The organism is Sphingobacteriales bacterium, assembly GCA_012517435.1.
In the GTDB taxonomy this organism is placed as follows: domain Bacteria; phylum Bacteroidota; class Bacteroidia; order CAILMK01; family JAAYUY01; genus JAAYUY01.
Genome location: JAAYUY010000007.1, coordinates 1 through 24,782, shown reverse-complemented (window position 1 = coordinate 24,782; position 24,782 = coordinate 1). Strand labels below are relative to the sequence as shown.

Genomic DNA, 24,782 nt, shown 5'->3' with positions numbered 1-24,782 from the left:
GAGCCATTGCAATCTCTGTAAATGCTTAATTTGATAAGGAAGCTGTCATTCCCTATACTTGTCCATGTAATTTCGCCCGCAGAAATGCTTGATTGTCCCCGAGCGCTGAAAAAAATAAACATCCATGAAATTATGGACATAAATAACTTCAGTTTTTTCATGACTAATAATTTTAATTTTATTGAAAACCAAGATGAAAAATACCTGTATTATTTTCTAAATCAGTAATTTTCAGTAAATATAAACCATCCGATAAATGTAATCCTGTCAATTCAGCAGTATGAGAACCTGTTTCATCGGATTCAAAAATGATTTTACCAGTAATATTGTAAAGACTGATTTTTTGTAATCCAATTTCTGATTCGATGAAAATTTTATCATGGGAAGGATTGGGATAAACCTTAAAATTGGTTTTTACAAGTTCAGGTATAGCAACCGGATATACATAAATCAGGTTATTTTTGGTGAGTGAATCGGCACAGCCATAATCACTGACAACTTTTAAAGAAACCGAATAATGTCCGGTGTCAGCATAAAGGTGGAGTGGATTTATTGCGGAGGAAGTATCTCCATCGCCAAAATTCCACAAATAATCGCTGATATAATCATAAGCTATATTTGTCTGATCTCTAAACTGCACATTTAAAGGAGTATTGCCTGTCAGCATATCGGCTGAGAAATCCGCTTTGGGTTGGGCGGCAATATACACCTTTATGCTGTCCCATGTTTCGGGGCAAACCGGATCAATGGTTTTTGCATACAACATAAATCCTCTTTTAAGTTTTTCACCTGCGCCCGGAACGTATGTGTTTTGGACATTGTAAATACTTCCGTTCATAAAGCCATCAGAGCCCAAACCATAAATCCATTGCATTTTCTGAGCAAATGCAACATTTGCCTTTGCAGAAAAATGTTTCCCAGAGCAAATAGCTGTATCCGATTTGTCAATACTAATGGCTGTTTTTCCAATGGAAATAATCAAAGTATCCCTGTTCAGGCAGCCGTTATTGGCTTTGTATTCATAAACGAGAGTATAAATACCCGTTGAAGTGTTGGCATCAAAGAAGGATGAATCATCCACAGGTCCGTACCATTTGCTGTATTTTGGCGAAAAGGGGTTTCCATAAAGTTTTATTTTACCGTATTCCGGACAAAAGCTGCTTTTAAAATACTGATTGGAAATATATACTGCAGGAATTTCTTTCTTGCTAAAAATCAGCAGGGAATCATAGGTACAGGCAGTGGAAAAGTCGGTAAAAGTTATCTGTATGCTGTCGTTGAACATATTACTGATAGCCGGATTGTAATAATAGCTGTCAATCACCGAATTATGCAAGGCATAAAGTAATCCTTTACCATGCTTAATAAATATTCTCAGGTCAGTAAAACTGTCGTTTATACAAAAGGATTCAGGGAATCGGGGATCAATTAAGGTGTTCTTCCTGTTTAACGTCACTAAGCTACTATCCTTGCAATATCTGTCGTTGAACCATTCGGCTGCATAGAGGCGAAACACTTTATTAATATCCGCTTTTGCTGTTATAGATTGTCCGTTTCCGATGAGATCTCCTGTCAAATAATCATACCACAGGTAGATGGTACTGTCACTTTTACTTCCGGTGCTGTCGGCTTGTAAGATAATCGTCTCATTCGGGCAAAGCGTGGTATCAGCTGCAAAAGCTTTAACCTCAGGATATAGGGATAGCTTAAATGTATCCAAAGCCACACAACCATATTTGGAGGTAACCTTAATGACATAATCTCCGGAATCTTTTCGTTGCATGTGGAAATACCCGCATTGGAGCGGATTGGGATCAGGAAGTTTATAGAAACAGGGTATAACATCAAGATCAAAACTGCCATTACCCGCAGATAAAGCGGAAAGCCATACGGAGTCACCACTGCAGATGGAAAAATCAGGATGGGGCATCAAATCGGGAAGGGGTTTAACCGAAACGATAAAACTGTCTATACTTCTGCAGCCGAAAGAATCCACAACCGTCAATTTATAGGTTGTGGTTTGTCCGGGTTTGATCATGATTTGTTGCAGACTGTCCTGAGTAGACCACTGATAGCTAACCTTCCCTTTGTTATATTTTACATTAGCCCGAACAATAAGGCTATCGTTTATGCAAATGGTGTCATTTGTTAATTTGTTCAGCATCATGAAGGTATCAATTGAAACAGTATCCCTGATGATATCGCTCTTACATCCGTTGTACAAGGAATACAGACTCACAGGGATATGCCCGCTTTTGGGAGTAAGGTAGCTGATTTTACTTCCGCTGAGTTTTACAGAAGGATTATCCCCAATCTCCCAGTAATAGGTATGATAAGGTAAAGGCGTTATTGCTTCCAGTTTTATTTCGTTGCAATAGAGAAGTGTGTCATGGAATGCAGGGGGAGAAGGTTTCTTTTTGACTATGATTTGATATACCCTTGTTGTGCTGGTAAGTAAATCACAGGAACTGCTTTTTGCTGTACCAGTAAAGTAATAAGGAAGTCTGCTCGCATCTCCGATTTTTGTACCCCATTTAAAGTTTCCGGTTGGTATTTTTGTAAAACCATTATTATCACTCCATAAAGCGTCTTCAATTTCTCCATTATAATAGATTTTGAGCGAATCTTTATAGGTATAATCAATACTTCCAATGGAAAATATTACCGTATCCCCTTCGCAAACTTCTTTATATTTGGGACCTGAGAGCCCAAGATAACTTACATTTGACGGACATTTTACTACAAAAAAATGGGTTTCACGAGTTGTACTGCTGATTTGTTCATAGTTCCCGTTAATTTTTCTCCATTGTTCAACGTTATAAGCTGTGACTGTCTGCTCTAATTTCATGGTTCTGAATCCGTATTCTCCTGTTTTAAGGTCTAAATCGAATCCTCTTGGAAAGGGAAGGGAAGTATTTGGAAACCCCCAAAAGTAAATGAATTTTTCATAGGTATATGGCGATATATAGGTAACTTTGGTGGTACTATTAATTCTCGGCCCATTATTATAAGAATATGATAAAGACACTGAGTCCCTATCATTTTCATTTATACCAGGAGCCCACTGAAAATCTAAGCCTATGCAAAGAATATGTACGGGTGCATTCATAAAAACCGGTGAATTATCCGGTTTATCCAAACAGCGGTTAAACCATGAATCTATATAAAAATTTGTGGAAGCAGGTCCTGTAGTTATGGTGGAAGGACGGCAACATTGAGAATAAGCGAGCAGTATTTTACAGCAGCTACCTGCATTCTGAATGATCAGCATCTGCTTATATTCGTATTTCTGTATGCCATAAATAAAGGAGCAGCTTGAACTGTCACATCTGCTACAGGAAGTTTTACACACAGGAGTAATATCCACTCCGCTCACCGCAGAAAAGATAAGAGTATCAAGGGTTATTCCTGTGCTTTGGCATTTCACCAGCACCTGCTGATTACCGAATGCATTCCCGTTACAATCCCTGTACAAAGTCAGGGTGATCATAAAAGTGTCTTTCCCAACTTGATTCCATGTAATCTCTCCTCCTAAAATATTGTTTGCGTCAGCTTTTGAACCATATATAATCCCCAACCCCAGACAGATGATCAATAATGTTTTGTTTAGTTTTTTCATAGTTTTATTTAAACACCACCTGAAACACATACACGTCTCCTTTTTTATCATAAACCTTCAGCAAATACAAGCCGGAAGGCAGTTTCCCGCATTCTAAGTTTATTTTGCTTTCATTGTTAGCATCTGTTTCCCTGATCTTTGCTCCAAGGAAGTTGCAGAGAATCACTTTGTCTATTTTGGAGGTGGATTCAATGATCACCTTATCCTGTGCGGGATTGGGATAAAGGGAAACAACTCCGGTAAGCAGGTCTGGGAGTGAGGCAAATACTTCGATGAATTTCGGTTTTGTCCGTTCTGCGCGGCACAAAGAATCACTCACTGCGATCAACCGGACATCATACTGTCCTGTGTTCAGGAAGACGTGCGAAGGATCCTCCAGTACTGAACTGTCGCCATCCCCGAAATACCACAGATAATCAAGCGAACCACTGCTCACCGTGCTCAGGTTTGTGAACTGAACACTTAGCGGAAAATAGCCCTGTGTTTGGTCGGCACTGAAATCCACCACAGGAACGGGGTTGATGACATAATTGATTTCTCTTGAGTTCCTGCATGAATTTGTATCCTCAACCAGGTAAATCAATGGCAGGGATGAGGCAGCCGCCAGATGCGGATTGAAATAATGAGCATTGACGATTGCCGGATGCAGACTGTCCCAGATTCCTTTTGCAGGAGAGACGTAATCAGAAAGATCAATAAGGGTATTGAGATTACAGAAACTGAAAGGCTTGATAATTGAAATTTCCGGGTATTTTTTTATGGTAAGAGTGGTTTTTTCAGTATTGGAGCAGGAAGTAGAGGGGTCAGTATATTGATAAAACAACAGGTATTGTCCGGCCTGAGCTTTTGAGATAAAAAAGGTATCATTTTCAATGAGGTTTTGTTGTTGAGCCAGCCATAAACCACCCGGAGGCGAGGCATAAGGATTCAGGTTAAAATCGGAATCGTTGAGGCATTTAGAAGGCAGAGGAGAGATGGTAATCTGAGGTTTTTGATGAAAAGTTGCTATAAAAGTATCGGAAGCTGTGCATCCGAATTCATCAGTTACAGTACAGGAAAATGCTCCGCTGCTATAAATAACTACTGTATCTGCATAAGATTTCGGACAGGAACAGGATAAATCGAGCCAAAGGAAGGATTTAGCCTGTTTTCCTTTGTCGAAAAGAGGATAGGCAGTCAATTCAGAAGCCTGACCGGGACAAACAATATTATCCTGAGAAATAGTTACTCCGAAATTATCAAATTTAATGAACATGGTATCGGAGTGGCAGAACATAGAATCACTGACATTCAAAATGATCATGGTATCCTGATAAAGCGGTCCGATTTGCAGGGAAGAGGAACTGTCGCCTGTATTCCAGAGGTAGTTTACTTTTCCCTGTGCTCCGGTAATGTTGGGTAATACTGTAACAGAATTCCCCGGACAAAGCACGGTATCGTTGGGAAGTTTGCATTTAAGTACAGAAGTAATTTGTAAAGTGTCAAAAACATTGAATGTGCAGGATTGTCCTATTAGCTCCAGACGGGTTATATAAGTTCCTGCTTTATCAATAGTTATCAATCCGTTGACTGAGATTTCATTTACATACCATTTATAGAAAGAAGTCCCGATAATTTCATCAGCAATCAGTTTATATTGGTTGCAGGGTAGTTTTTGATATTTAATTTTTGCCGAGACACCTGGATGGACATAAATACTGAAAACCTGTGATGATTGCCCTGTGACAGTGCAACTGTTGTCTTTCGCCTTGATAAGAATATTATAAGGCTGTGTGGAAATATCGGATGGTTTGGTACGCCACCTGACCATTCCGGTGGGATTTTTAACCAATCCGTTATTGTCGGTCCAGACAGCACCCGGTGGTAAATTATAAGCAGTGAGCGTTACCCAATCATTTACGTCAGCATCGGAAGAATAAATTGGCAATGTTACTGAATCACCCGCACAAATGTGTTTTACCGCTGTTCCGTTTAGTACAGGATTATTCGATGTTGGACAACTTATAAACATGTAATGAACATCACGGGTAATTTCTCCTATTTTGGTCGCAGTACCATTGATTTTTCTCCATTCAGTAACCTTCAAAGCCATAATTGTTTGTTCAACTTTCATGGGGCGGAAAGAAATGTTACCTGTAAAAGGGTCGAGGTGGAATCCAAGTGGGGAAGACTGGTTGGCATAAGGGAAGCCCCAGAATAATAAGGGTTTGTCGTATGAATATGGAGAAGTCCATGGAGCATAACTTCCTGCACCAGTCAGCGGTTGTGTCCACGAATAGCTTAATGAGTCGATCAGATCACCGTTGGAATCAATATCAACATCGAACACACCGTGGTTAAAAATGAAGTCCTGACCCACACAAATGATAGCTATAGGAGGATTGGTAAAAGATGGTGAATTATCACAAGGGTTTTGGCAGCGGTTCATCTTTGCATCAATATAAAAGTTTGTGTTGGCTGCTCCTGTAGTTATGGTGGAGTTTCTGCAACATTCCTGATAAGAAATAATCAGGTCGCAGCAGCTACCGGCATTTGACAAAACGACAAGTTTTGTAAATGTATATTGTTCAATACCATAAGGGAAGGAACAGCCCGTTGACTGGCATCTGGTACAGCTTGAGGTGCAGACAGGAGTAATATCCACAGGAGGTGGTTTTGAAATGGAAAAAGTGGTAATGTTTACTCCGGTATAGGCACATTCAATCGAAATACTTGGTGTACCAAGATTAACTCCGTTACAGTCGCGGTAAATAACGAGTTTTATCACAAAACTGTCTTTACCTATGCAGGCCCAGGTAATATCTGCTCCCAACATATGGGTGGCTTTTACCATGGGTAAACTTATAAAAAAAGAACTGATAATCAGAATTATAAGCAAGATAATCTTTTTCCCCTTCATTTTTTTGATTTTTTAAGTTAACGTAAACTGTTTTCACAAGTATCTGCAAGCCATGAACTTATCAGGGTTTCGGTATTAAACTGAGCCGCACTGCAGTCCCGGTAAGTGATAAGATTGACCGGAAAACTGTCTTGCCCGACACATGAATAGTTTATTTCTGCGCCAAAATATGGCTGAGCATGACTCTGAGTATAAATGATACTTATTGATAAAATAAGGATAGAGAATAATCTTGATTTTTTGCTTCTAAAAATACTCATAAAGTCAAACTATTTCTTTAGCTCATTGTTCCTGAATTTTAGTGGAAAATAATATTGAAAACACTGGTATTTCCTTCTGTGTCAAAGATTTTAAGCAGATAAGCCCCTGGAGGCAGCTTCCCTCTTTCAATTTCAAAATTTGGCTGACGGATGAGATTGTATTCCCTGATTTTAATCCCCAGAATATTTGTCAGCTCTGCTTTTTCAATTTCAATTCCCTTTGTTTCAATCATAATTTTATCATGGGAAGGATTGGGATAAACCCTTGGTTTGTATAGCGTATTTTCAGGAACTGAAACTACGTACACAGAAATCATTTTCTTTTTGACGACAGAATCCTGACATCCATAATCACTTGTAATTTTCAGGCTGACATCAAAATATCCTGTATCGAGGTAGGTATGAACCGGATTCCTGAGGGTAGAGGAGTTTCCATCACCAAAATTCCAGAGGTATTCACTAATCTGGTCATAATCAATGGCAGAGAGGTCGGAGAATGTAACCTCAAGAGGAGGTGCCCCATTGGTAACATTGCTGGTAAATGAAGCTTTCGGAACAGCAGCAATATAGACAAATACAGAATCATAATTGTTGACACAGAAGGGGTCGTTGGTCATGGCTTTGAGCCAGAAACCGTGTCTGTTTCTGTCGCCAGGGCCCGGATAATATACATTGGTTGTCTGATAAACGCTGTTTTGCAGGAAACCATCAGAGCTGTCGGGGATGATCCATTTCATTCTGGAAGCATAATGATAGCTGGCATTGGCCTGATATACCTGTCCACTACAGATGTATGAATTGGTTTTGTCAATGTTTATTTCAGGATTAGCTACTTTTAAATTCATGGTATCTCTGTTCAGACAGCCGTCATTGTCACGGTATTCATATACCAGCTGATAGGTGCCGAAAGGTCTGTTGGCATTGAAATAATTGCCTGGTTCTATCGGGCCATACCATTTTCCTCCATATTTTCCACCGGTCGGACTGGCAATAATCGCAATATTTCCATATCCGGGACAGAATTCATACTTCCCGTATTGGGTGAGAATATTGATGATCGGCAATTGCAGCAGATTAACCTTGTTTTTCTTCTCGAAAGTGCATCCGGTCTGATAATCTGTCAAAGTGAAAATTAAGCTGTCAGAGTTTCCTGTTACAGAGGAAGGATGATAGAAAAACTGATTGACTATATTCGGTTGTGAGGAACTGATTGTTCCCAACGCAGTGTCAATAAAGTTCCGGATATCGATGAGTGAATCATATTTGCAGAGGTAATCGGGCAAATTAAGCTGAATGGCAGGTTTTTTAACCGAAACCTTCACATTCATGGAATCATCGCAAACCTTACTGAAGGCAAACTCTTTTACGACAAGTTTAAGCAGGAGGTCTTTTTCTGTGGTGAGGTTTAGTTGTTGTTGTGTCCCGATTAGATTTCCATTCTCTGTATTGTACCATTGGTAAATAACAGCAGGTGTTTTCGAGCCGGTAGGCATTGCCTGCAGTGTGGTATTTTCCTGAGGGCAAATCAGCTTGTTCTGTGCATTGGCTATTACTTCGGGATGTTTGTGTACATTGGTGAATGCAGTGGTGGGACATTGATAGTCGTTGATTACCACACATTTGTATTTCCCGGAATCCGTCACGGTTATATGATTTTTCCCTTTTGCTATCAACTGGTTGGTATTGTCGAAAAATGAAATATCAGAAATCTGATAGCTGCCACCTGTAAATTTCGGGGAAATTTCCACAGAAGAATTGCCACAGATCAGCAGGTGTTCATCAAGTTCGATGTTTGTCAGGGGATTGACTTTAAAATTAATGGTATCCAAAGCCAGACATCCTGCCGTATCGCTGACCTGAAGAATGATTACCGAGTCTTTGACAGCTTTGAAAGTCAGTTTGTTCAGGGTGTCTCCAGTGTTCCAGTAAAAACTTGTTTTTCCGGAATTGTTCGAGATTATCGGTTCAATCAAGGCAGAATCATTGTAACAAAGAACATAATCAGAAATGGGACTGATTGTTAAAAACTGCCCGTTTTTTACAGAATCAAAATAAGTGGTAGTGTCGCATCCCATGGAACTAACCTCCAGCGTGAAAGGGATATTCCCGTTTCTGTCGCAATAATAGGTTACTTTATCTCCAGACATTTTCACCTGATTTGAGTTTCCGAAAGACCACCGGTAAGTGAAAGAAGGCATCGCTTCATTAATACTGAAATGATGAAAATTACATTGAGAGATACTGTCTTTATAGGTAACTATTTTTGGTCCGGGTTTTACCAGTATCTGATAACTTTTTGTCAATGAGGCATTCAGGGGACAAAAATTATCGCTTGCTGTTACGTAAAACACATAGGGTATAGCGCTGATGTTGTCGATGGATGGCACCCATTTAAAAATACCGGTCGGTTCTCGTACCAATCCGTTGTTAGATGTCCAGCTGGCTCCGGAAATATTATTCGACCATTCGATGGTAACGGTGTCCTGTGTATTAACATCCGTGGCTTTAATGGTAAAAGTAATTGTATCTCCGGCACATACTTCTTTGTAATACGGGCCGGAAAGGACCGGAGTTGCATTAGTGGGACAACTTGTAATAATAATTCGTGTGTCTCTCGTCACTTCTCCAATTTTCACATATTGACCGTTAATTTTACGGAATTCATGGATTTTAATGGCGACAATGCCCTGTTCAGCTTTCATAGATTTGAATGTTATTATCCCTGTTTCTTTGTCGAGATGAAAACCTCTCGGACTTGGCAGGTTCGCAGTAGGAAATCCCCAGAAAAACAGAGGCTTATCATAACTATATTGTCCTGAATAGGTAATATAACCGGTGGCGCTTGTCATTGGTTTGGTCAGTTCATAATATAAGGTGTCACTGGGTTTTCCGTTGGAATCTTTGTCAGAGTCTTTTGCACCGAAATCCAGTGTTACATCTTCTCCAACACAAATTATGCTAACCGGATCACTGTTAAACTGAGGCGAACTGTTATCCGCAGCATAACATCTGTTTAGCATGGCAGTCAGGAAAAAGGATTCATCTGCTCCCCCAGTTGTCAGAGAACTGGTCCGGCAGCAGACTGAATATTGAAGGCTTAATTCACAACAACTGGTGGAATTGATGACAAGGAGTTTGGTATAAGAATATTTGTTAACACCGTAAGGATATGAACAAATAATAGACTGGCATTTTGTACATGAATTGGCACAAACATTTGTGATGTCAACAGGTGTGGGATTAGATATCGTTAGGGTTGTAATGGTAACTCCGGTAGAAACACATTTGACTGTGATTGATGCGGGTGGAGGATTTGAAGAATTACAATCTATATAAAGGTTCAGCTGGATAAGAAAACTGTCTTTTCCGAGGGCTGTCCATGTCAGGTCTCCGCCAGAAATCCAGGCACCATAGGTTTTATTTTCTAAGAATAAAATTCCTGCAACCAGCAGAAATTTTAACAGATAAATTTTGAATTTTTCCATAGTTACATTAGTTTATAATCAACTAAAATTTTGATAACCAATGTTATGCATAAAACAAAAACCGAAATAATACTATCCGGGAATTTTATTAGCGACAAAAAACAAGGTAAAGTATTTTTTGTTAATAGCTTAAGTAACTCTCTTTTCAGAAGTATCAGGCTGCCAATATTTTCAGCTTTTTTATTCAAAATGCCCGAATTTTAATTCAGTTTAGTGTTTCAAATATACAACATTAGTATATCTTTTGGTTAAAAAGTTTCATTTTTTTTTGATTTTTTTGTGAAAAGTGAAGGACATCCGGTTTCGCTTGCTGTCCGGTGGCGGAGAGAAAGAAGTTTTATTTTAAAAACGTTCTTTTAACAGTTTTTTAAGTTCAAAAAGCTCATCTCTGTATTGGGCAGCCAATACAAAATCAAGTTCCTTTGCTGCCTGTTTCATTTTTTGTTCTGTTGTTTTTATGGCATTTTCAAGCTGAGGTTTACTCATCAGATTGACCACAGGGTCTGCTACCATATTTATTTGTTCCCCGGTAAAATCATAATTAATACGTGTAACTTTTGAAGCATCTGCAATGGATGTTTGCCTGATGATTTCTTCTACTGTCTTTTTAATGGATTGTGGTGTTATTTGGTGTTTCTCATTGTATTTCAACTGTTTCTCCCTTCTCCTGTTGGTTTCATTAATGGTTCTCTGCATGCTGCCGGTGATTTTATCTGCATACATGATGACCTTCCCGTTTACATTCCGTGCAGCCCTTCCTGCTACCTGTGTCAGCGATGTTTCTGATCTTAGAAATCCCTCTTTGTCTGCATCCAGAATGGCTACCAGCGAAACCTCCGGCAAATCAAGGCCTTCCCGAAGGAGGTTAATACCCACCAGAACATCAAATTTCCCCAGTCTCAGGTCTCTCAGAATTTCAATCCTTTCGATGGTATCGATATCCGAGTGGATATAACGCGCATTGACGTTGATGTTGAGCAGGTATTTACTCAGCTCTTCCGACATTCTCTTTGTCAAGGTGGTTACCAGAATCCGCTCACCTTTTTTAACCCTTTCGTCAATTTCGTGAAGGAGGTCAGGAATCTGAGTCTGAATAGGCCGTACCTCAATCATGGGGTCCAGAAGGCCGGTAGGCCTGACGATTTGTTCAACCACTGCACCTCCTGTTTTCTGCAGTTCATAAGGGCCGGGGGTAGCACTGACAAAAATGACCTGATGCTGCATCATTTCAAATTCATCCGGACTTAGCGGACGGTTGTCGAGTGCGGCTGGTAGCCGGAACCCGTATTCCACCAATACTGTTTTTCGTGCCCTGTCGCCATGGCTCATCCCTCTCACCTGAGGCACGGTTACATGGCTTTCATCTATGATCATCAGATAATCTTCCGGAAAATAATCAAGCAGGCAAAACGGACGCTCTCCGGGTTTTCTCCTGTCGAAATATCTCGAATAGTTTTCAATGCCATTGCAATAGCCCAGCTCCTTAATCATTTCCATATCGAGATTAACTCTTTCTTCAATTCTTCTGGCTTCCAGCATTTTTCCTTCCAGTTCAAATTTCTGGCTTTGGCGGATCATATCATTTTTGATTTCCCTGAGTGCTATCTGCATGGTTTCGGGAGGGGTAACAAATAAATTGGCCGGATAAATCATCAGGCTCTCCAGTTTTTCAATTTTATGCCCTGTTTTTGGGTCAATCATCTGAATCTGTTCGAGTTTCTGATCAAAGAAAATCAGGCGGTAAGCTACATCAGAATAAGTGGGGAAGATATCGATTGTCTCCCCGGAAACCCTGAAAGTGCCGTTGTTCAGCTCTGCAGATGTTCTGGAATACAGGCCGTTTATCAGCTGCATCAGCAGGTATTTCCGGTCGATCAACTGTCCCTGAAAAACATGGATGGTAGCATTTCTGAATGTTTCAGGGTTGCCTATTCCATAAATACATGAAACACTTGCCACCACAATAATATCTCTTCTTCCCGACAACAGGGAAGAGGTTGCCCTGAGCCTGAGTTTTTCTATTTCCGCATTGATACTCAGATCTTTTTCAATATAGGTATTGGTGGCAGGCAGGTAAGCTTCAGGCTGATAATAATCATAATAGGAGACAAAATACTCTACCGCATTTTCAGGAAAAAACTGTTTGAATTCCCCGTAGAGCTGGGCTACCAGTGTTTTATTATGACTCAAAACCAGTACAGGCATGTTTACCTGTTGTATGACATTGGCAATTGTAAAAGTCTTTCCTGAACCGGTTACACCGAGCAAAACCTGGTATTTTTCTCCGTTTTTTATCCCATTGACAAGCTGTTCAATGGCTTCGGGCTGGTCTCCCTGTGGTTGATATGACGCATGAAGCTTGAATTTCATGGGTTTATGCTATATTTGATCATGTCGTGAATACTTTGATTAATCGGCATGAATTGATACCCCAATGTGTTTCTGATTTTTGTATTGTCATAAAAATAGTGGCTGTTAATCAGCTTGACAAGCTCCAGTTTAAAAAGTGCATGATCTCCTGTGAAAACCGCCCTGATATGATCTAATATCATGGCTGTAATGGTCATCCACCGCGTTGCACGGATGGAAGGCGCCTTTACACCAGAATGGACGGCTACCATTGCAAAGATTTCCCTGTAGCTCAGATTTTCGGATACACAAATATATCGCTGGTTGTAAAATTCTTCAGAATCAATAAGTTGGACAAACGTGCCCGCCACATCCCTGACATCAACATATCCGTTTGTACCGACCGGATAAAATTTAAATCCTTTTCGGATGACATTTATTAGTTTTAAAGTAGGCTTGTCTTCTGCCATAGGGCCGGTAATCACTCCGGGATTTAAAATGATACCTGTCAGGCCTTCCTGATAACCCCGCCAGACTTCCATTTCACCAAGATATTTACTTTGTGAGTAGGTTGAAGAAAATTTTTTAGTTACAGGAAAATTTTCTTCTCTGACGGTATTGTCGTTATTCCTGTCGAGAGAGGCTATTGAGCTAAGGTAATGAAACTTAGAGATACCTTTTTCAATGGCAAGATTGACAAGATGTGCAGTAGCTCTGTAATTGATATTCAGTATTTTATTTTTATCCGGTTTGGCAAAGCTGACGATAGCCGCACAATGAATAATTTCAGTGATACCTGAAATGGCTTCCTCAATACTTTCCCTGTCGTCCAGATTACCGTCTGCCCAGTCAAAATAATTGATATAATCGTTGAAGGTAAGCTCTTTATCCTGATTCATCAGACGAAACACAAACTCAATCTGCCTGAAGCTACTGTCCGGCCTTTTAAAAACCCTTACTTTTTTTTGTCTTCTGAAAAGCTCATATAAAATATATGATCCTGCGAATCCGCTTGCCCCTGTGATTAAAATCATGACTGATTTTTTCCGGCAAAATTAGAATATTTTGCTTTCTGTTTAAAAATTAACTTCATTGTGAATAATTAGAGCCGGCTCTTGCCTGCCTGTACATTAGTTTTGCCCGGGAAATAAAAAATGCCATGAATTTAGAAGATGTATTTATTCCGGTAAATGTCAGGGATGAGTTGAATATTGAGAATATATCAAACGATAGCTGGATAAATGCCGTTGAAATATATGACAGGACATTCCCGTCATTGTCCGGGAAAAAAATAGCTCTGATCGGACTGATTGGTAATAAATCGGACTATGATTGCCATGAAGTAAGAAACCAGTTGTATGCCCTGATGAAAAAGGAATATGCCATGATGGTGGCTGATCTGGGCAACTTTTACCTCGATTTGAATGATCCGAAAATATTCGAAAAACTCGGCTACATTCTGAGTGAAATTCAGTCAATGGGTATCATCCCTTTGGTAATCGGGTCAAATTCTCCTTTTGTCTATTCACAATATCTGGCTTTTGAGTATCTTACAAAATATGTTACTTATTGTTGCATTAATTCCAAAATAGACCTGTTTTTTAACGAAGATCAGGAAGCCGTTTCCGACAATTACCTGTCGAAGATTTTGCTTCGCGAACCTTCTTATTTGTTTCACCTCATACATCTGGGTGTTCAGTCGTTTCTTACCGACCAGATGGCATTCAAAATGATGGAGAAATTTTATTTTGATGTCATGAGGCTTGGCCGTATCCGTGAGTCATTTGATGACATTGAGCCTTTTATCCGCAATGCCGATTTTATCAGTTTCAGTTTGTCGTCTGTACGCCAGGCTGACGCAATGGCTTCCTATGATTCATCTGCTGCCGGCTTTACTGTCGAGGAAGCGGTAAAAATTGCCCGTTTTGCAGGTATCAGCGACAACCTTCAGTCTTTCAGCATCTACGGATACCGGAATGAAATCGACAACAATCATCAGACTGCCAAGCTGATTGCCCAGATGATATGGTACTTTACTGATGGTGTGGCACATCGCTTTAATGAGGTTAAAATAGGTGATGAGATCAATTTTGTTAAATATATTGCAGCAGATGTTGCTGGTTCTCAGCCTATTACTTTTTACAAGAGCCGGAAAACCAATCGTTGGTGGATGGAAATTCCGCTTGCTGATCCGCATCATGCAGGGAAAGAAATTATCCCCTGTTCCTATAAAGATTATGAAATGGCTTCAAAAGGTGAAATACCTGATCGCTATTGGCTCGCCTTTAAAAAATCAATCTGAGTTTACCAGGCAAAGAGCTTAAACTCACTCATCATCTCATTCACCTGTTTCTTTGTCTTTTCGATAACTTCCTGAGAGTCAATGTTGCATAATACATTATCAATCATCTGAACGATAGGTTTGATGTGTTCTTCCTTGAGCCCACGGGTAGTAATGGCAGGTGTACCAATCCTGATTCCGGAAGTCTGGAATGGAGAGCGGCTATCGAAAGGAACCATATTTTTATTAATGGTGATATCTGCAAGACCCAGGGTATCTTCTGCTTTTCTTCCGGTCAGGTCGGGGAATTTTGTCCTCAGGTCAATCAACATCAGGTGATTATCAGTGCCTCCGGAAATAACCTTGTAGCCCAGTTCGATAAATGCCGATGCCATGACGTCTGCATTTTTCTTTACCTGTATGATATAATCCATGTAATCATCAGTGAGAGCTTCTCCGAAAGCAACAGCTTTGGCAGCAATGACATGTTCAAGCGGACCACCCTGAATGCCCGGGAAGACAGCAGAATCAAGCAATGACGACATCATCCTGATTTCGCCTTTAGGAGTGGTTTTTCCCCATGGGTTTTCAAAATCTTTTCCGATCATGATAATTCCGCCACGCGGGCCCCGAAGGGTTTTATGTGTGGTGCTAGTAACGATGTGGCAATAGGGGAGCGGGTCGTTCAGAATACCTCTGGCAATCAGACCGGCAGGGTGAGCGATGTCGGCCATCAGAATCGCGCCTATTTTATCTGCAATTTCTCTCATTCTTTTAAAATCCCAGTCGCGGGAATAGGCCGATGCTCCGGCAAGAATCAGTTTGGGTTTTTCGGCAAGGGCAATTTCTTCCATTTTGTCATAATCGATCAGCCCTGTGTTTTCATCCACATGATAGGCAATTGGCTGATAAAGAATTCCTGAAGAATTGACAGGAGAACCATGGGATAAGTGTCCTCCGTGGGCAAGGTTCAGACCCATAAATTTATCACCCGGCTTCAGGCAGGCTAAAAAGACAGCCATGTTTGCCTGTGCACCCGAATGGGGTTGTACGTTTGCCCATTCTGCACCGAAAAGCTCTTTTAAGCGGTCAATAGCCAGCTGTTCAGTTTCATCAACGTGTTTGCAACCTCCGTAATAGCGTTTGCCGGGATAGCCTTCAGCGTATTTGTTGGTCATCACCGAACCCATTGCTTCCAATACCTGCTCACTGACAAAGTTTTCGGAGGCAATCAGTTCGATGCCATACATCTGTCTTTCCTTCTCCTTCCGGATTATTTCAAATACTAAATCGTCTCTTTTCATTTTAAATTGTTTTTGTTTCGCTTTCAAAAATAGACTAAAATATTTTGACTGTAAAAATGAATTTGCCGGGCATTTCAGATGTAAACAATTTGTTTAAAATTATGAGATGAAAAATGAACAAAACACTTTAATTTTGTGTTTCAGAAAAAAAACAAAAGTGAGTTATTCAATAAAAGATCTGGAGAGGCTGACAGGTATAAAAGCCCATACCATCAGAATTTGGGAGAAAAGGTACCATATTTTAAACCCTGATAGAAAACCTACGAATATCAGGCAGTATCAGGATGAAGACCTTAAGAAGATTTTAAATGTTGCGATTCTGAACCAATCGGGCATAAAAATTTCGAAAATTGCCGGAAATTCCGATAAGAAGATAGCCGAAATGGTGGAGGCGCTGAAGGTAAGCTCACAGGCGCATCAGATCAGAATAAATTCACTCGTTAAGGCCATGATCGACCTGAATGAGGATGATTTTCTGAAGGTACTTAACGACAGCTCATTGCAATACGGTTTTGAAACCACTGTAATTGAGCTGATTTTCCCTTTTCTTGATAAGGTAGGTGTTTTATGGCAGACAGGAAACATCCTCCCCGTACATGAGCATTTCATTTCCAATCTGATACGTCAGAAACTCATTGTTGCGATAGACAACATAGTGTTGGACAAGTCAAAAATCAAAGGGACTATTCTGATGTTTTTACCCGAAGGCGAATACCATGAATTCGGTCTGCTGTTTTATTATTACCTGTCGAAAAAACATAATTTTAATGTATTTTACATGGGGCAGTCTTCTCCTTACAATGATATATTATCGGTAAGCGAAAAAATAAAACCTGACCGGATTATCACAGCATTTGTTTCTTCTTTTCATGATTTAAATCCTCAGAGATATATTCAGAAATTAGCATCAGATTTTCAGCAGGCAAAAATTGGCGTGTCAGGTTATTTTGCCGGAACCATTTCGGGCAATTTACCTTCAAATGTGTTCCTGCTGAAATCGGTTTCCGATTTAATTCAATTTTTTGAATAAAAAATTTCCTTTCTAACGTCCTCATATTCAAATCTTTAAATAAATCCTTAAAATATTTTTCAATCTCCGGCATTTTTTTGCATGCATTTTGTTTAAAGTTAAATAGAAAAAATTAAACAAAATAATATGACAGCAAAAGAGTTCAATCATTACATTTTAAGTTTTCAGGATCAGCTGAAATACTTTGCATTAAGTCTGACAAGCAATCATGATGATGCCAACGACTTATTTCAGGAAACCTATCTGAAAGCACTTGTCAACAGGGAAAAACTCAGTAATCATGATAATCTGAAAGCATGGCTCTATACCATTATGCGAAATATTTTTATCAATAATTACAGAAGAACATTCAAATCGAATGTTAAAATAGAAAAAACAGAAGAGCCTTTTGGTGCCGGGTTACCTGAATCAGAAAATATGATAAACGGGGATGCAGAGTTTTCTTACAATGAAATCGAATCGGTGATCGACCGTCTTCAGCCTGAACTTAGAGAAACTTTCAGAATGTATGTGGCAGGCTATAAATATAAGGAAATTGCTGAAGAACAGGATATTGTCATCGGAACGGTAAAAAGCAGGATATTCAATGCCCGTCAGCGGTTAATGACTGATCTGAAGGATTATTTGAACTGAAAAAATATTCACCATCCACCTCAGTTCGGAACAGTATTTTCCCAAAGCGTGAGTTTTGAACGGAACTTTAAACCCGGGACTGATCATTTTCAATATTATCTGACAACAGTGCAGGAATTTTTAATCTTCCTGACTTTTCCATCACCGGAGATTAGTTCAGTAAAGATAATATAGACATCGGAAGCAACCAGTTGTCCGTTGTCATCGAGGCCATCCCATGTATAAAAGCCTTCGGTACCGAAAAGGTCGTTATTCGCCAGTTCTCTTACCATCCTGCCAGTCAGACTGAAAATTCTGATTGAGCCAAAATACCCGCTTTTATCAAAAGAATAAACAATTTTCAGGACATCGTCAAATCCATCTCCGTTGGGGCTGAATATTTTCGGCTGTATGCTGATATCGGTTTCTTCCTGTTGTAAATCAGAAAATTGTGAGTTTTTATAGGTAGGCGTTCCATAACCGGAAGTACTTGAGGCTGAATGCCAGTTGGCCGGATTGTTTGTGGCAGCATCCGGATTAAGCCGTTCCAGGCTCACACCATCACGATTACTGATAAGTTTAAAATGGTAATCATCTTCGTAATGAAAATAATCAATCCATCTGTTGTTATAGAGTAAAACAATGTCTCCCTTGTCATCAGGCAGGGTAATCATCAAAGCTTTTAACAGCTTATCCGGATTTTTTACCGAATATCTCAGTTTTATGTCTTCGGGGTTATCAGTTAAAACCACATAATCACCCGGAAAGAGATAAAAGTTGTTGCTGTAAGGAGTTTTTAAATCTTTAAGTTTCAAACTGTCGTCAAGTCGGGCAATTTTTAAGTCTTTGATATTTAAGTATTTATCTGAACGATTGAATAATTCTATAAAGTCAGAGCCTCCGGTCTGCGGATTGAATAAGACTTCATTAATGATTAAATCAAAGGAATCAATCGGAGCAGGAATTACTATGTTGGTATCAACCTTTATCAATGTATTCATACAATTGGCGAGATTAACCCAGACGCGGTATCTTTTATTGAATTGCAGTTTGTCGTTAAGTTGCAGTATGACTGATGAAAGCTGATACAAAAGTTTAAAATTAATGGTGTCTTGGGGGGGATCGAGACATTCTAAACGGCCTTGCTGAGGGGAAACTGTTTTAATTTTCTGATTCAGACTAATCAGGATAGTGCTGTCGTTCAGGATGGAAATGTTATATTTTACAGGGATTGCCTGAGTTGATATGCTGTCGAATACAGAATTTTTTCTTCCGGGTGTGCCTCCATCAGGTGAGACGGATGAAGTGAAGTTTTCCACTTCAATCAGACATTTCTGGTAGGGATTTATTCTTTCGAGCGACCAACCTCCGTTTTGTTTTTGAATGTCCCTGTACCAGCTCAGGTCATATTGAAATGAGTCGATTGTACCTGAAAGATAATGCGAAAGTTTTAGGATGTCGCCACTATTATTCAGGGAAGGAAGGTTAATGCCTATTGTTGCCCCATAAGGCTTGAAGAGTGCCGTATCTGAAGATTTACACAGGATTAAGCAGGAGTGGGGTGGAAATTTGTAAACGGGCAGGTTGACTTTTGACGAACCATCTTCAATGCTGAAATCCTGAAGCGGAACACTGAAATCTGATGTGTTAAAAATTTCAATAAATTCGGCATCAGGAAGGTTGACAACGGGAGAGGGGTCTGCCATGAATTCATTGATCACGACATCTCCCGGCTCGAAAGAATAATAAATGAAATCAATGACCCCAGGTAACATGATGTTGCCTGCCAGATCCTTTATCTGACTGACTGTCAGTCTTTGTTGCTGATTAGCCGGATAATCGTTTTTAGGGTCAAGAAAAACATCAATCTGTGATGAACTGATAATTGAAAAGGATGAAGGAACGATGGGATAAATTCCTGAAAAACAACTGATTTTAACGTCTCCCGTATCAATTTCTTCTGTAAAAAATAAACTGAGGTGATATTTACTATTAATTTTAAAGGATTTGATTTCGGGGCGTATTGTGTCTTTTTGTTCCGGCCCGATGTAAAAGTCATCAAAAAAGAAATTTTTGGCATTTGAGGATGTGAATTTGCAAACGACTCCGAACCACGAAGTATTTTTAATCATCGTATCAAATCCGCTTCCTTCCGGTTTAAAATTTTTTCCACCGCATGTATCGCTGAACAATTGCCAGTTGCCTGCATTGTCTCTCAATACTTTGATTCTCAGAATTGGTGTTTTGGCTGCATGGGCGTCAATACCGTCAATAATCAGATATTCATTAGTCCCGGATTGTCTGACAAGAACTATGTCGTCTAATGAAAGATTTTCTCCTATTCTGATAAAATAACCGTTTAAAGGTTTTGTAAGATCCTGGTTGTCACTGCATAAATAAATTTTAACCTGATTGCTGGCTGAGGGGTCAAAGTTGAGTTTAAGCCAGAAATTCCATTCCGTATTGTCAATCAGTTGGTTGGGTGTAGCAAGGAATTTGGTCCCGCTTCCTGAGGTGTCGAGCTGAAGCTGCAGGAGGTCATTCACTTTAAAACTTCCTGTATTTCCAAACCATTCCGGATTCTTATCGAAATTATAATCCTGAAAATTATCAGACAACTGTGCCCGGACATTCAGGCAAAACAGAACTGCGATGATGAAAAGACTGCTAAATCTTACTTTCATATTTGGATTTAAGGCTTACAGCATTATTTTTTTCGACTGTAAAAATACTGAAAAAAAATACAGGGATACAGAAGAATAATGACTCAATCCAATTGCAGATGGTATCTTTACAACAAAATTAAGTAGTTAAAATTTTAACAAAAAAGCGATTTTAATGAAACTGGCCATCATAGGAGCAACCGGACTTGTCGGGCGAAAGATGATAGAGGTTGTTCATCAGAGGAATATTCCGTACACAGAGCTGATATTATCTGCTTCCGAGCGCTCCGTCAATAAAGTTTATACTGTCAACAATCATCAGGTGCGTATTCTCTCAGTGGAAGAAGTGATAAAATTAAAGCCGGATGTGGCTCTTTTTTCAGCAGGTGCGGAAGCCTCGCTTCAGTATGCCCCCATCTTTGCCGGGCAGGGATGTTTTGTAATTGACAATTCTTCAGCATGGCGCATGAATGAAAATATTCCCCTTGTCGTTCCTGAAGTTAACGGTTCAGTACTGAATATTCATAGCCTGATCATTGCCAACCCGAACTGCTCGACCATTCAGTTGGTAGTGGCAGCTTATCCCCTTCACCTTCGCTACGGCTTGAAAAGGATGATTATTTCCACCTACCAGTCAGTATCCGGTACGGGAATGAAAGGAATCAATCAGCTTTTCGGGGAAAGAAGACAAGTGAATGTTGAAAAGGTTTATCCATATCCTATCGATATGAATTGTCTGCCACATGGTGGAAAATTTTATGACAACGGATATACTACCGAAGAAATAAAGCTGGTCGAAGAAAGCCGTAAAATTATGAACCTTCCTGAGCTTGAAGTTTCAGCTACGGTGGTCAGGGTTCCGGTAGTCGGGGGTCATTCCGAAAGTGTCAATCTCGAATTTGAAAAAGATATTGACATGGCAGAGGTTACTGAGATACTTAAAAACTCAGCAGGGATAGTGGTTCAGGATGATCCTGCTTCGAACATTTATCCAATGCCGTTAACCTCATTCGACAGGGATGAAGTTTTTGTCGGAAGACTCAGAAAAGACTTGTACCGCAACAACGGTTTGAATATGTGGATAGTAGCTGATAATGTCAGAAAGGGAGCGGCCACGAATGCCGTTCAGATACTTGAATATTTAATCAGCAATCATATTGTCGATGCAGGAGCATGAAAAACTTTATACCCGCGCCCAGCTTGCCCTCCGGAACGGACAGGATTTGCCGGAAATATGGATTGCTTTCAAAGGAATTGTTTACGATGTAACGAACAGCCGTTACTGGAAGCGTGGCATGCATTACGAACATTGGGCTGGTCAGGATTTAACCGATGAATTTAAAGATGCCCCCCATAGCGAAAAAGTATTTGAGAGGCTTAAAAAGGTTGGAAAACTGAGTAAATGAATTTATTCTGTTGCTGGGGTCTGCTCTTCTTGTTCTGCAGAATTTTCAGTTTCAGGATTTTCTTTTTTAGCCTTTTTGGGTGCAGGTTTTTTGGCTTTGCTTACTTTTTCAGCTACTTTCTTTTCAACTTTCTTGGTTACTTCAGCTACATCTTCCTCGCTTACCATTTCCCTGATTTCTTCTGATGGTGCAGTAGCTTTCAGTGCTGTTTGTGCTTTTCTTTTTCTATATTTTCCATAACTGTGGCGGAAAATTTTTCCTCTTTTCGTTTTTGGATCTCCTTTACCCATTATCTTCGTTTTTGGTCAAAATTTTATTAAATTTTTGAGTGGCAAAGTTATTCTTTTTCCTGAAAAAACAAGCCAATAATTTTCTTTTTTTTTAGGGAATAATTGAAAACGATAATTACTTGTCAATCAGTGATGTATAATAGTATTCGTACTGACGGACTGTTGAATGGAAGGAATAATTCTGCGACAGGTGAGCTTTTCCTTCAATGCCTAGCAAGGCGGATTTTTCAGGATGATGATAAAACTGTAACATAGCATCTGCCAATGCACGGGCGTTTCGTGCAGGGACAATTAAACCTGTTTTTTCGTGGATTACCATCCCTTTATTTCCCTCAATACCGGTTATAATAGCGGGTTTTCCCAACATGATGGCTTCGGCAAGCGATTTATTAAATGATTCTCCTTTTACAGAAGAAGAAATAAAGGCATCGCAGGCAGCTACTACCGATAATAAATCTTTCCTGTATCCGGCAAAAATTACCTTCTCTTTGTTTTTATGTAGCTTTCTGCTGAATTTTGTAATGAAGTTTTCGTCTCCTCCGGCAATGATCAGCTGAATATCTGCATCTTCAGGAAGCATATCCATCGCCTTTAGTAAATACCTGAATCCCTTCATTTTGCGTGCATTTCCCGAAGTGATAAAAACGTAACTGCCTTTTTTTACTCCCAATGAATGAATATCAGCCGGAGAAACATTTGTGTACCATGAAGGATCATGTCCTTTGGTAATAACGACCGTTTTTCTTTTGGAAAAGAGATTGTTGTGGTCGATACTCAGTTTTACAGATGTTGAATTGCAGATAATCCCGTCAACACGGGGATGCAGATATTTCAGATATGCCAGGGGATCGTACCAATGAATATTGCCGGTATAGCCTCTGTAAAGCAATAACTTTGTTTTCAGTTTTCTGACAGCCAGAATGCAGTTGATGATGGCTTTTCCGGTAAAAACATGAACGATGTCATATTTTCCTTCCTTTACCACATTCCTGATGAAAGCTATTTCCTTTTTGCTGACTTTTCTGAAGGGGATATAATGAATCACCTTTATTCCTGATTCTCTGAACTTTTCAGCGTATTCGGTATGTTCATCAGTCATGACGGTAAGTTGAAATCTGTTTTTGTCCAGTGAAAGGAAAATTTCAGCTTCCGGCCTTGATGACAAGCTGTTGGAATAATTACTGATGACAAGGATCTTTATCAAAATTAAGGATAATTGGGATTAAGTGCAAAATTAGTCATGCTTGCTGAAATTTATTGCAGATAAGGATTAAACAGCCGGACATAAGCGGATTTAATTTTAAGAAGTAAAACATCAGGTAAAATAAAGGTAAAAACAAGATAAAGCCTGAAAACCAGCCATCTTTTCAATTTCGTCAAAACACTGAGTTTAGGTTTTTGAGAAAGATCAAAAAACTTAGAAAATGATTCCGGTGAAGCTATTCCGTTTTCATCAGGGCGGGGAAAATCTTCCCACCATCCGGAGACATCAGCAGTCAGGCAACGGGTTTGACGTGCAACTGCATTTAAAACCTTTACATATTCCGGGTTGGACTTAAACGTACTGTTGTAATATAAAACCGGAATAAACCTGCCTGTTTTTTTCGTCTTTTCAATGAGGTTTATCAGAACAGATGGATCAATCAGGTGGTCGCTCTGGGTATGCATTTTATCGATGCTAAAATACAGAACTCCTCTTCTGAAAGTCCCAAAAAGCCTTTCGAGACGTTCGGGTGGCGGGGCAGTGGTAAATTCATATACCAGAGAAAGCCTGTTGGGGGTGGAAAGAGCAGTGTTAACATAGTCTTCAGGCATGAGACTTACAAAATCGTGAATCACATTGACGAAACGGATATCTTTAAAGCTATTCAAAAGACTTAAGTCTCCGGCAAGTTTTTCCGCATCTCTGACCACATATCCTCTTCTGAACAGTTTCTTTTGTTCGCCAATACCTCCTGCACAGCTTGGGCATGGCATCGGGCAACCCCGGAAAGGTAATAGATAAGGGAAAGTATAATTCGGCCAGCCAAAATGCCTTTTGTGAATTTTGCGGATATCTGACTGATAGGAAGGGAAAAATCTCAGGTCGTAAAACTCATTTTTATTAAGTTCCTTGCTGGTCAAAAAGTAACTCCATTCTGTGACAAGGCCGTTTTTTCCGAAGACATTGGGAACATGAGTCATATCGGTTTTTTCTGAAATAGCATTTACCAGTGCTGGCAAAGGTATTTCCCCATCACCACGGATAACATAATCAATATCAAGTTTTTGTGTTAGTTGCTCAGGGTACATGGAAGCTGTCATTCCTCCTGCAATGACAATGATTTCCGGATTGAGTTCTTTCAGATCTTTAACCAGCTGGTAAGCACCTGCCAGTGCATAATTCCAGTGAATATCTATAATGGCAATTTCAGCTTTCCTGATGATGTCAGCCGTAAGTTCTTCAGGATAAAAGCCTTTTACAGGATAATCAATTCTTTTGATAAGGGCAGGCAGCGACATGGGGATCGTACAACGATAAAACATTCTGTACTGGGTAGGATGAATGTAAATAATCTTTCCTTCAGTGAGCTGCAAATGATTG

At 39.8% G+C, this 24,782-nt stretch carries 16 protein-coding genes; 5 read left to right on the top strand and 11 right to left on the bottom strand.

What is annotated here, in order from left to right; genetic code table 11:
- Window positions 1-178: 178 nt before the first annotated feature.
- From GX437_00385 to GX437_00360, 6 genes are all read right to left on the bottom strand, one after another.
- Window positions 179-3,619: a PKD domain-containing protein gene (locus GX437_00385; GenBank protein NLJ06104.1), complete on the bottom strand. Its 3,441-nt coding sequence runs from the start codon at window positions 3,617-3,619 to the stop codon at window positions 179-181.
- 4 nt (window positions 3,620-3,623) lie between these two features.
- Window positions 3,624-6,518 carry a PKD domain-containing protein gene (locus GX437_00380; GenBank protein NLJ06103.1) on the bottom strand — a complete coding sequence of 965 codons (2,895 nt, stop codon included), beginning with the start codon at window positions 6,516-6,518 and terminating at the stop codon, window positions 3,624-3,626.
- Between the two features lie 17 nt (window positions 6,519-6,535).
- Complete coding sequence (locus tag GX437_00375) at window positions 6,536-6,778, bottom strand: hypothetical protein (protein NLJ06102.1); 243 nt, start codon at window positions 6,776-6,778, stop codon at window positions 6,536-6,538.
- A 38-nt stretch (window positions 6,779-6,816) separates the two neighbouring features.
- Window positions 6,817-10,263 carry a PKD domain-containing protein gene (locus tag GX437_00370; GenBank protein ID NLJ06101.1) on the bottom strand — a complete coding sequence of 1,149 codons (3,447 nt, stop codon included), beginning with the start codon at window positions 10,261-10,263 and terminating at the stop codon, window positions 6,817-6,819.
- A gap of 342 nt (window positions 10,264-10,605) precedes the next feature.
- Window positions 10,606-12,633, bottom strand: coding sequence for an excinuclease ABC subunit UvrB (gene uvrB / locus GX437_00365; GenBank protein NLJ06100.1), 2,028 nt, complete (start codon window positions 12,631-12,633; stop codon window positions 10,606-10,608).
- The gene (locus tag GX437_00360; GenBank protein NLJ06099.1) at window positions 12,630-13,646 is read right to left on the bottom strand and encodes an NAD-dependent epimerase/dehydratase family protein; all 1,017 of its coding nucleotides are present in this window, start codon (window positions 13,644-13,646) and stop codon (window positions 12,630-12,632) included. The genes uvrB and GX437_00360 overlap by 4 nt, the downstream gene beginning before the upstream one ends.
- Window positions 13,647-13,771: 125 nt before the next feature.
- Here GX437_00360 and GX437_00355 point away from each other — a divergent pair, with 125 nt between their 5' ends.
- On the top strand, window positions 13,772-14,914 hold the full coding sequence (locus tag GX437_00355) for a hypothetical protein (GenBank protein ID NLJ06098.1): 1,143 nt from the start codon (window positions 13,772-13,774) through the stop codon (window positions 14,912-14,914).
- Window positions 14,915-14,916: 2 nt separating this feature from the next.
- On the opposite strand, the gene GX437_00350 is transcribed toward GX437_00355, so the two are convergent.
- Complete coding sequence (locus GX437_00350; protein NLJ06097.1) at window positions 14,917-16,197, bottom strand: serine hydroxymethyltransferase; 1,281 nt, start codon at window positions 16,195-16,197, stop codon at window positions 14,917-14,919.
- Window positions 16,198-16,303: 106 nt separating this feature from the next.
- Here GX437_00350 and GX437_00345 point away from each other — a divergent pair, with 106 nt between their 5' ends.
- Window positions 16,304-17,227, top strand: a complete 924-nt coding sequence (locus tag GX437_00345) for a MerR family transcriptional regulator (GenBank protein NLJ06096.1) — start codon at window positions 16,304-16,306, stop codon at window positions 17,225-17,227.
- 126 nt (window positions 17,228-17,353) lie between these two features.
- A complete protein-coding gene (locus GX437_00340; protein NLJ06095.1) occupies window positions 17,354-17,860 on the top strand; it encodes a sigma-70 family RNA polymerase sigma factor in 507 nt (168 codons plus the stop codon).
- A gap of 95 nt (window positions 17,861-17,955) precedes the next feature.
- Here the strand turns inward: GX437_00340 and GX437_00335 are convergent, their stop codons facing one another.
- Window positions 17,956-20,523, bottom strand: a complete 2,568-nt coding sequence (locus GX437_00335) for a hypothetical protein (GenBank protein ID NLJ06094.1) — start codon at window positions 20,521-20,523, stop codon at window positions 17,956-17,958.
- A gap of 154 nt (window positions 20,524-20,677) precedes the next feature.
- On the opposite strand from GX437_00335, the gene GX437_00330 reads away from it, so the two are divergent.
- Complete coding sequence (locus GX437_00330) at window positions 20,678-21,679, top strand: aspartate-semialdehyde dehydrogenase (GenBank protein ID NLJ06093.1); 1,002 nt, start codon at window positions 20,678-20,680, stop codon at window positions 21,677-21,679.
- On the top strand, window positions 21,666-21,908 hold the full coding sequence (locus GX437_00325; GenBank protein NLJ06092.1) for a cytochrome b5: 243 nt from the start codon (window positions 21,666-21,668) through the stop codon (window positions 21,906-21,908). Before GX437_00330 ends, GX437_00325 begins: the two co-directional genes overlap by 14 nt.
- A 2-nt stretch (window positions 21,909-21,910) precedes the next feature.
- On the opposite strand, the gene GX437_00320 is transcribed toward GX437_00325, so the two are convergent.
- The 3 genes from GX437_00320 to GX437_00310 all read right to left on the bottom strand — a co-directional run.
- Complete coding sequence (locus GX437_00320; GenBank protein NLJ06091.1) at window positions 21,911-22,198, bottom strand: 30S ribosomal protein THX; 288 nt, start codon at window positions 22,196-22,198, stop codon at window positions 21,911-21,913.
- Window positions 22,199-22,313: 115 nt separating this feature from the next.
- A complete protein-coding gene (locus GX437_00315) occupies window positions 22,314-23,402 on the bottom strand; it encodes a glycosyltransferase family 4 protein (protein ID NLJ06090.1) in 1,089 nt (362 codons plus the stop codon).
- 50 nt (window positions 23,403-23,452) lie between these two features.
- Window positions 23,453-24,782, bottom strand: a 1,330-nt coding sequence (locus tag GX437_00310) for a hypothetical protein (GenBank protein NLJ06089.1), incomplete at its 5' end; no start/stop codon positions are given.

Coding starts and splice junctions, on each gene's coding strand:
- GX437_00370 (NLJ06101.1), bottom strand. CDS start 10,263: ATGGAAAAATTCAAAATTTATCTGTTAAAATTTCTGCTGGTTGCAGGA.
- GX437_00355 (NLJ06098.1), top strand. CDS start 13,772: ATGAATTTAGAAGATGTATTTATTCCGGTAAATGTCAGGGATGAGTTG.
- GX437_00360 (NLJ06099.1), bottom strand. CDS start 13,646: ATGATTTTAATCACAGGGGCAAGCGGATTCGCAGGATCATATATTTTA.
- GX437_00385 (NLJ06104.1), bottom strand. CDS start 3,619: ATGAAAAAACTAAACAAAACATTATTGATCATCTGTCTGGGGTTGGGG.
- GX437_00350 (NLJ06097.1), bottom strand. CDS start 16,197: ATGAAAAGAGACGATTTAGTATTTGAAATAATCCGGAAGGAGAAGGAA.
- uvrB (NLJ06100.1), bottom strand. CDS start 12,633: ATGAAATTCAAGCTTCATGCGTCATATCAACCACAGGGAGACCAGCCC.
- GX437_00335 (NLJ06094.1), bottom strand. CDS start 20,523: ATGAAAGTAAGATTTAGCAGTCTTTTCATCATCGCAGTTCTGTTTTGC.
- GX437_00320 (NLJ06091.1), bottom strand. CDS start 22,198: ATGGGTAAAGGAGATCCAAAAACGAAAAGAGGAAAAATTTTCCGCCAC.
- GX437_00345 (NLJ06096.1), top strand. CDS start 16,304: ATGAAAAATGAACAAAACACTTTAATTTTGTGTTTCAGAAAAAAAACA.
- GX437_00330 (NLJ06093.1), top strand. CDS start 20,678: ATGAAACTGGCCATCATAGGAGCAACCGGACTTGTCGGGCGAAAGATG.
- GX437_00340 (NLJ06095.1), top strand. CDS start 17,354: ATGACAGCAAAAGAGTTCAATCATTACATTTTAAGTTTTCAGGATCAG.
- GX437_00375 (NLJ06102.1), bottom strand. CDS start 6,778: ATGAGTATTTTTAGAAGCAAAAAATCAAGATTATTCTCTATCCTTATT.
- GX437_00380 (NLJ06103.1), bottom strand. CDS start 6,518: ATGAAGGGGAAAAAGATTATCTTGCTTATAATTCTGATTATCAGTTCT.
- GX437_00325 (NLJ06092.1), top strand. CDS start 21,666: ATGCAGGAGCATGAAAAACTTTATACCCGCGCCCAGCTTGCCCTCCGG.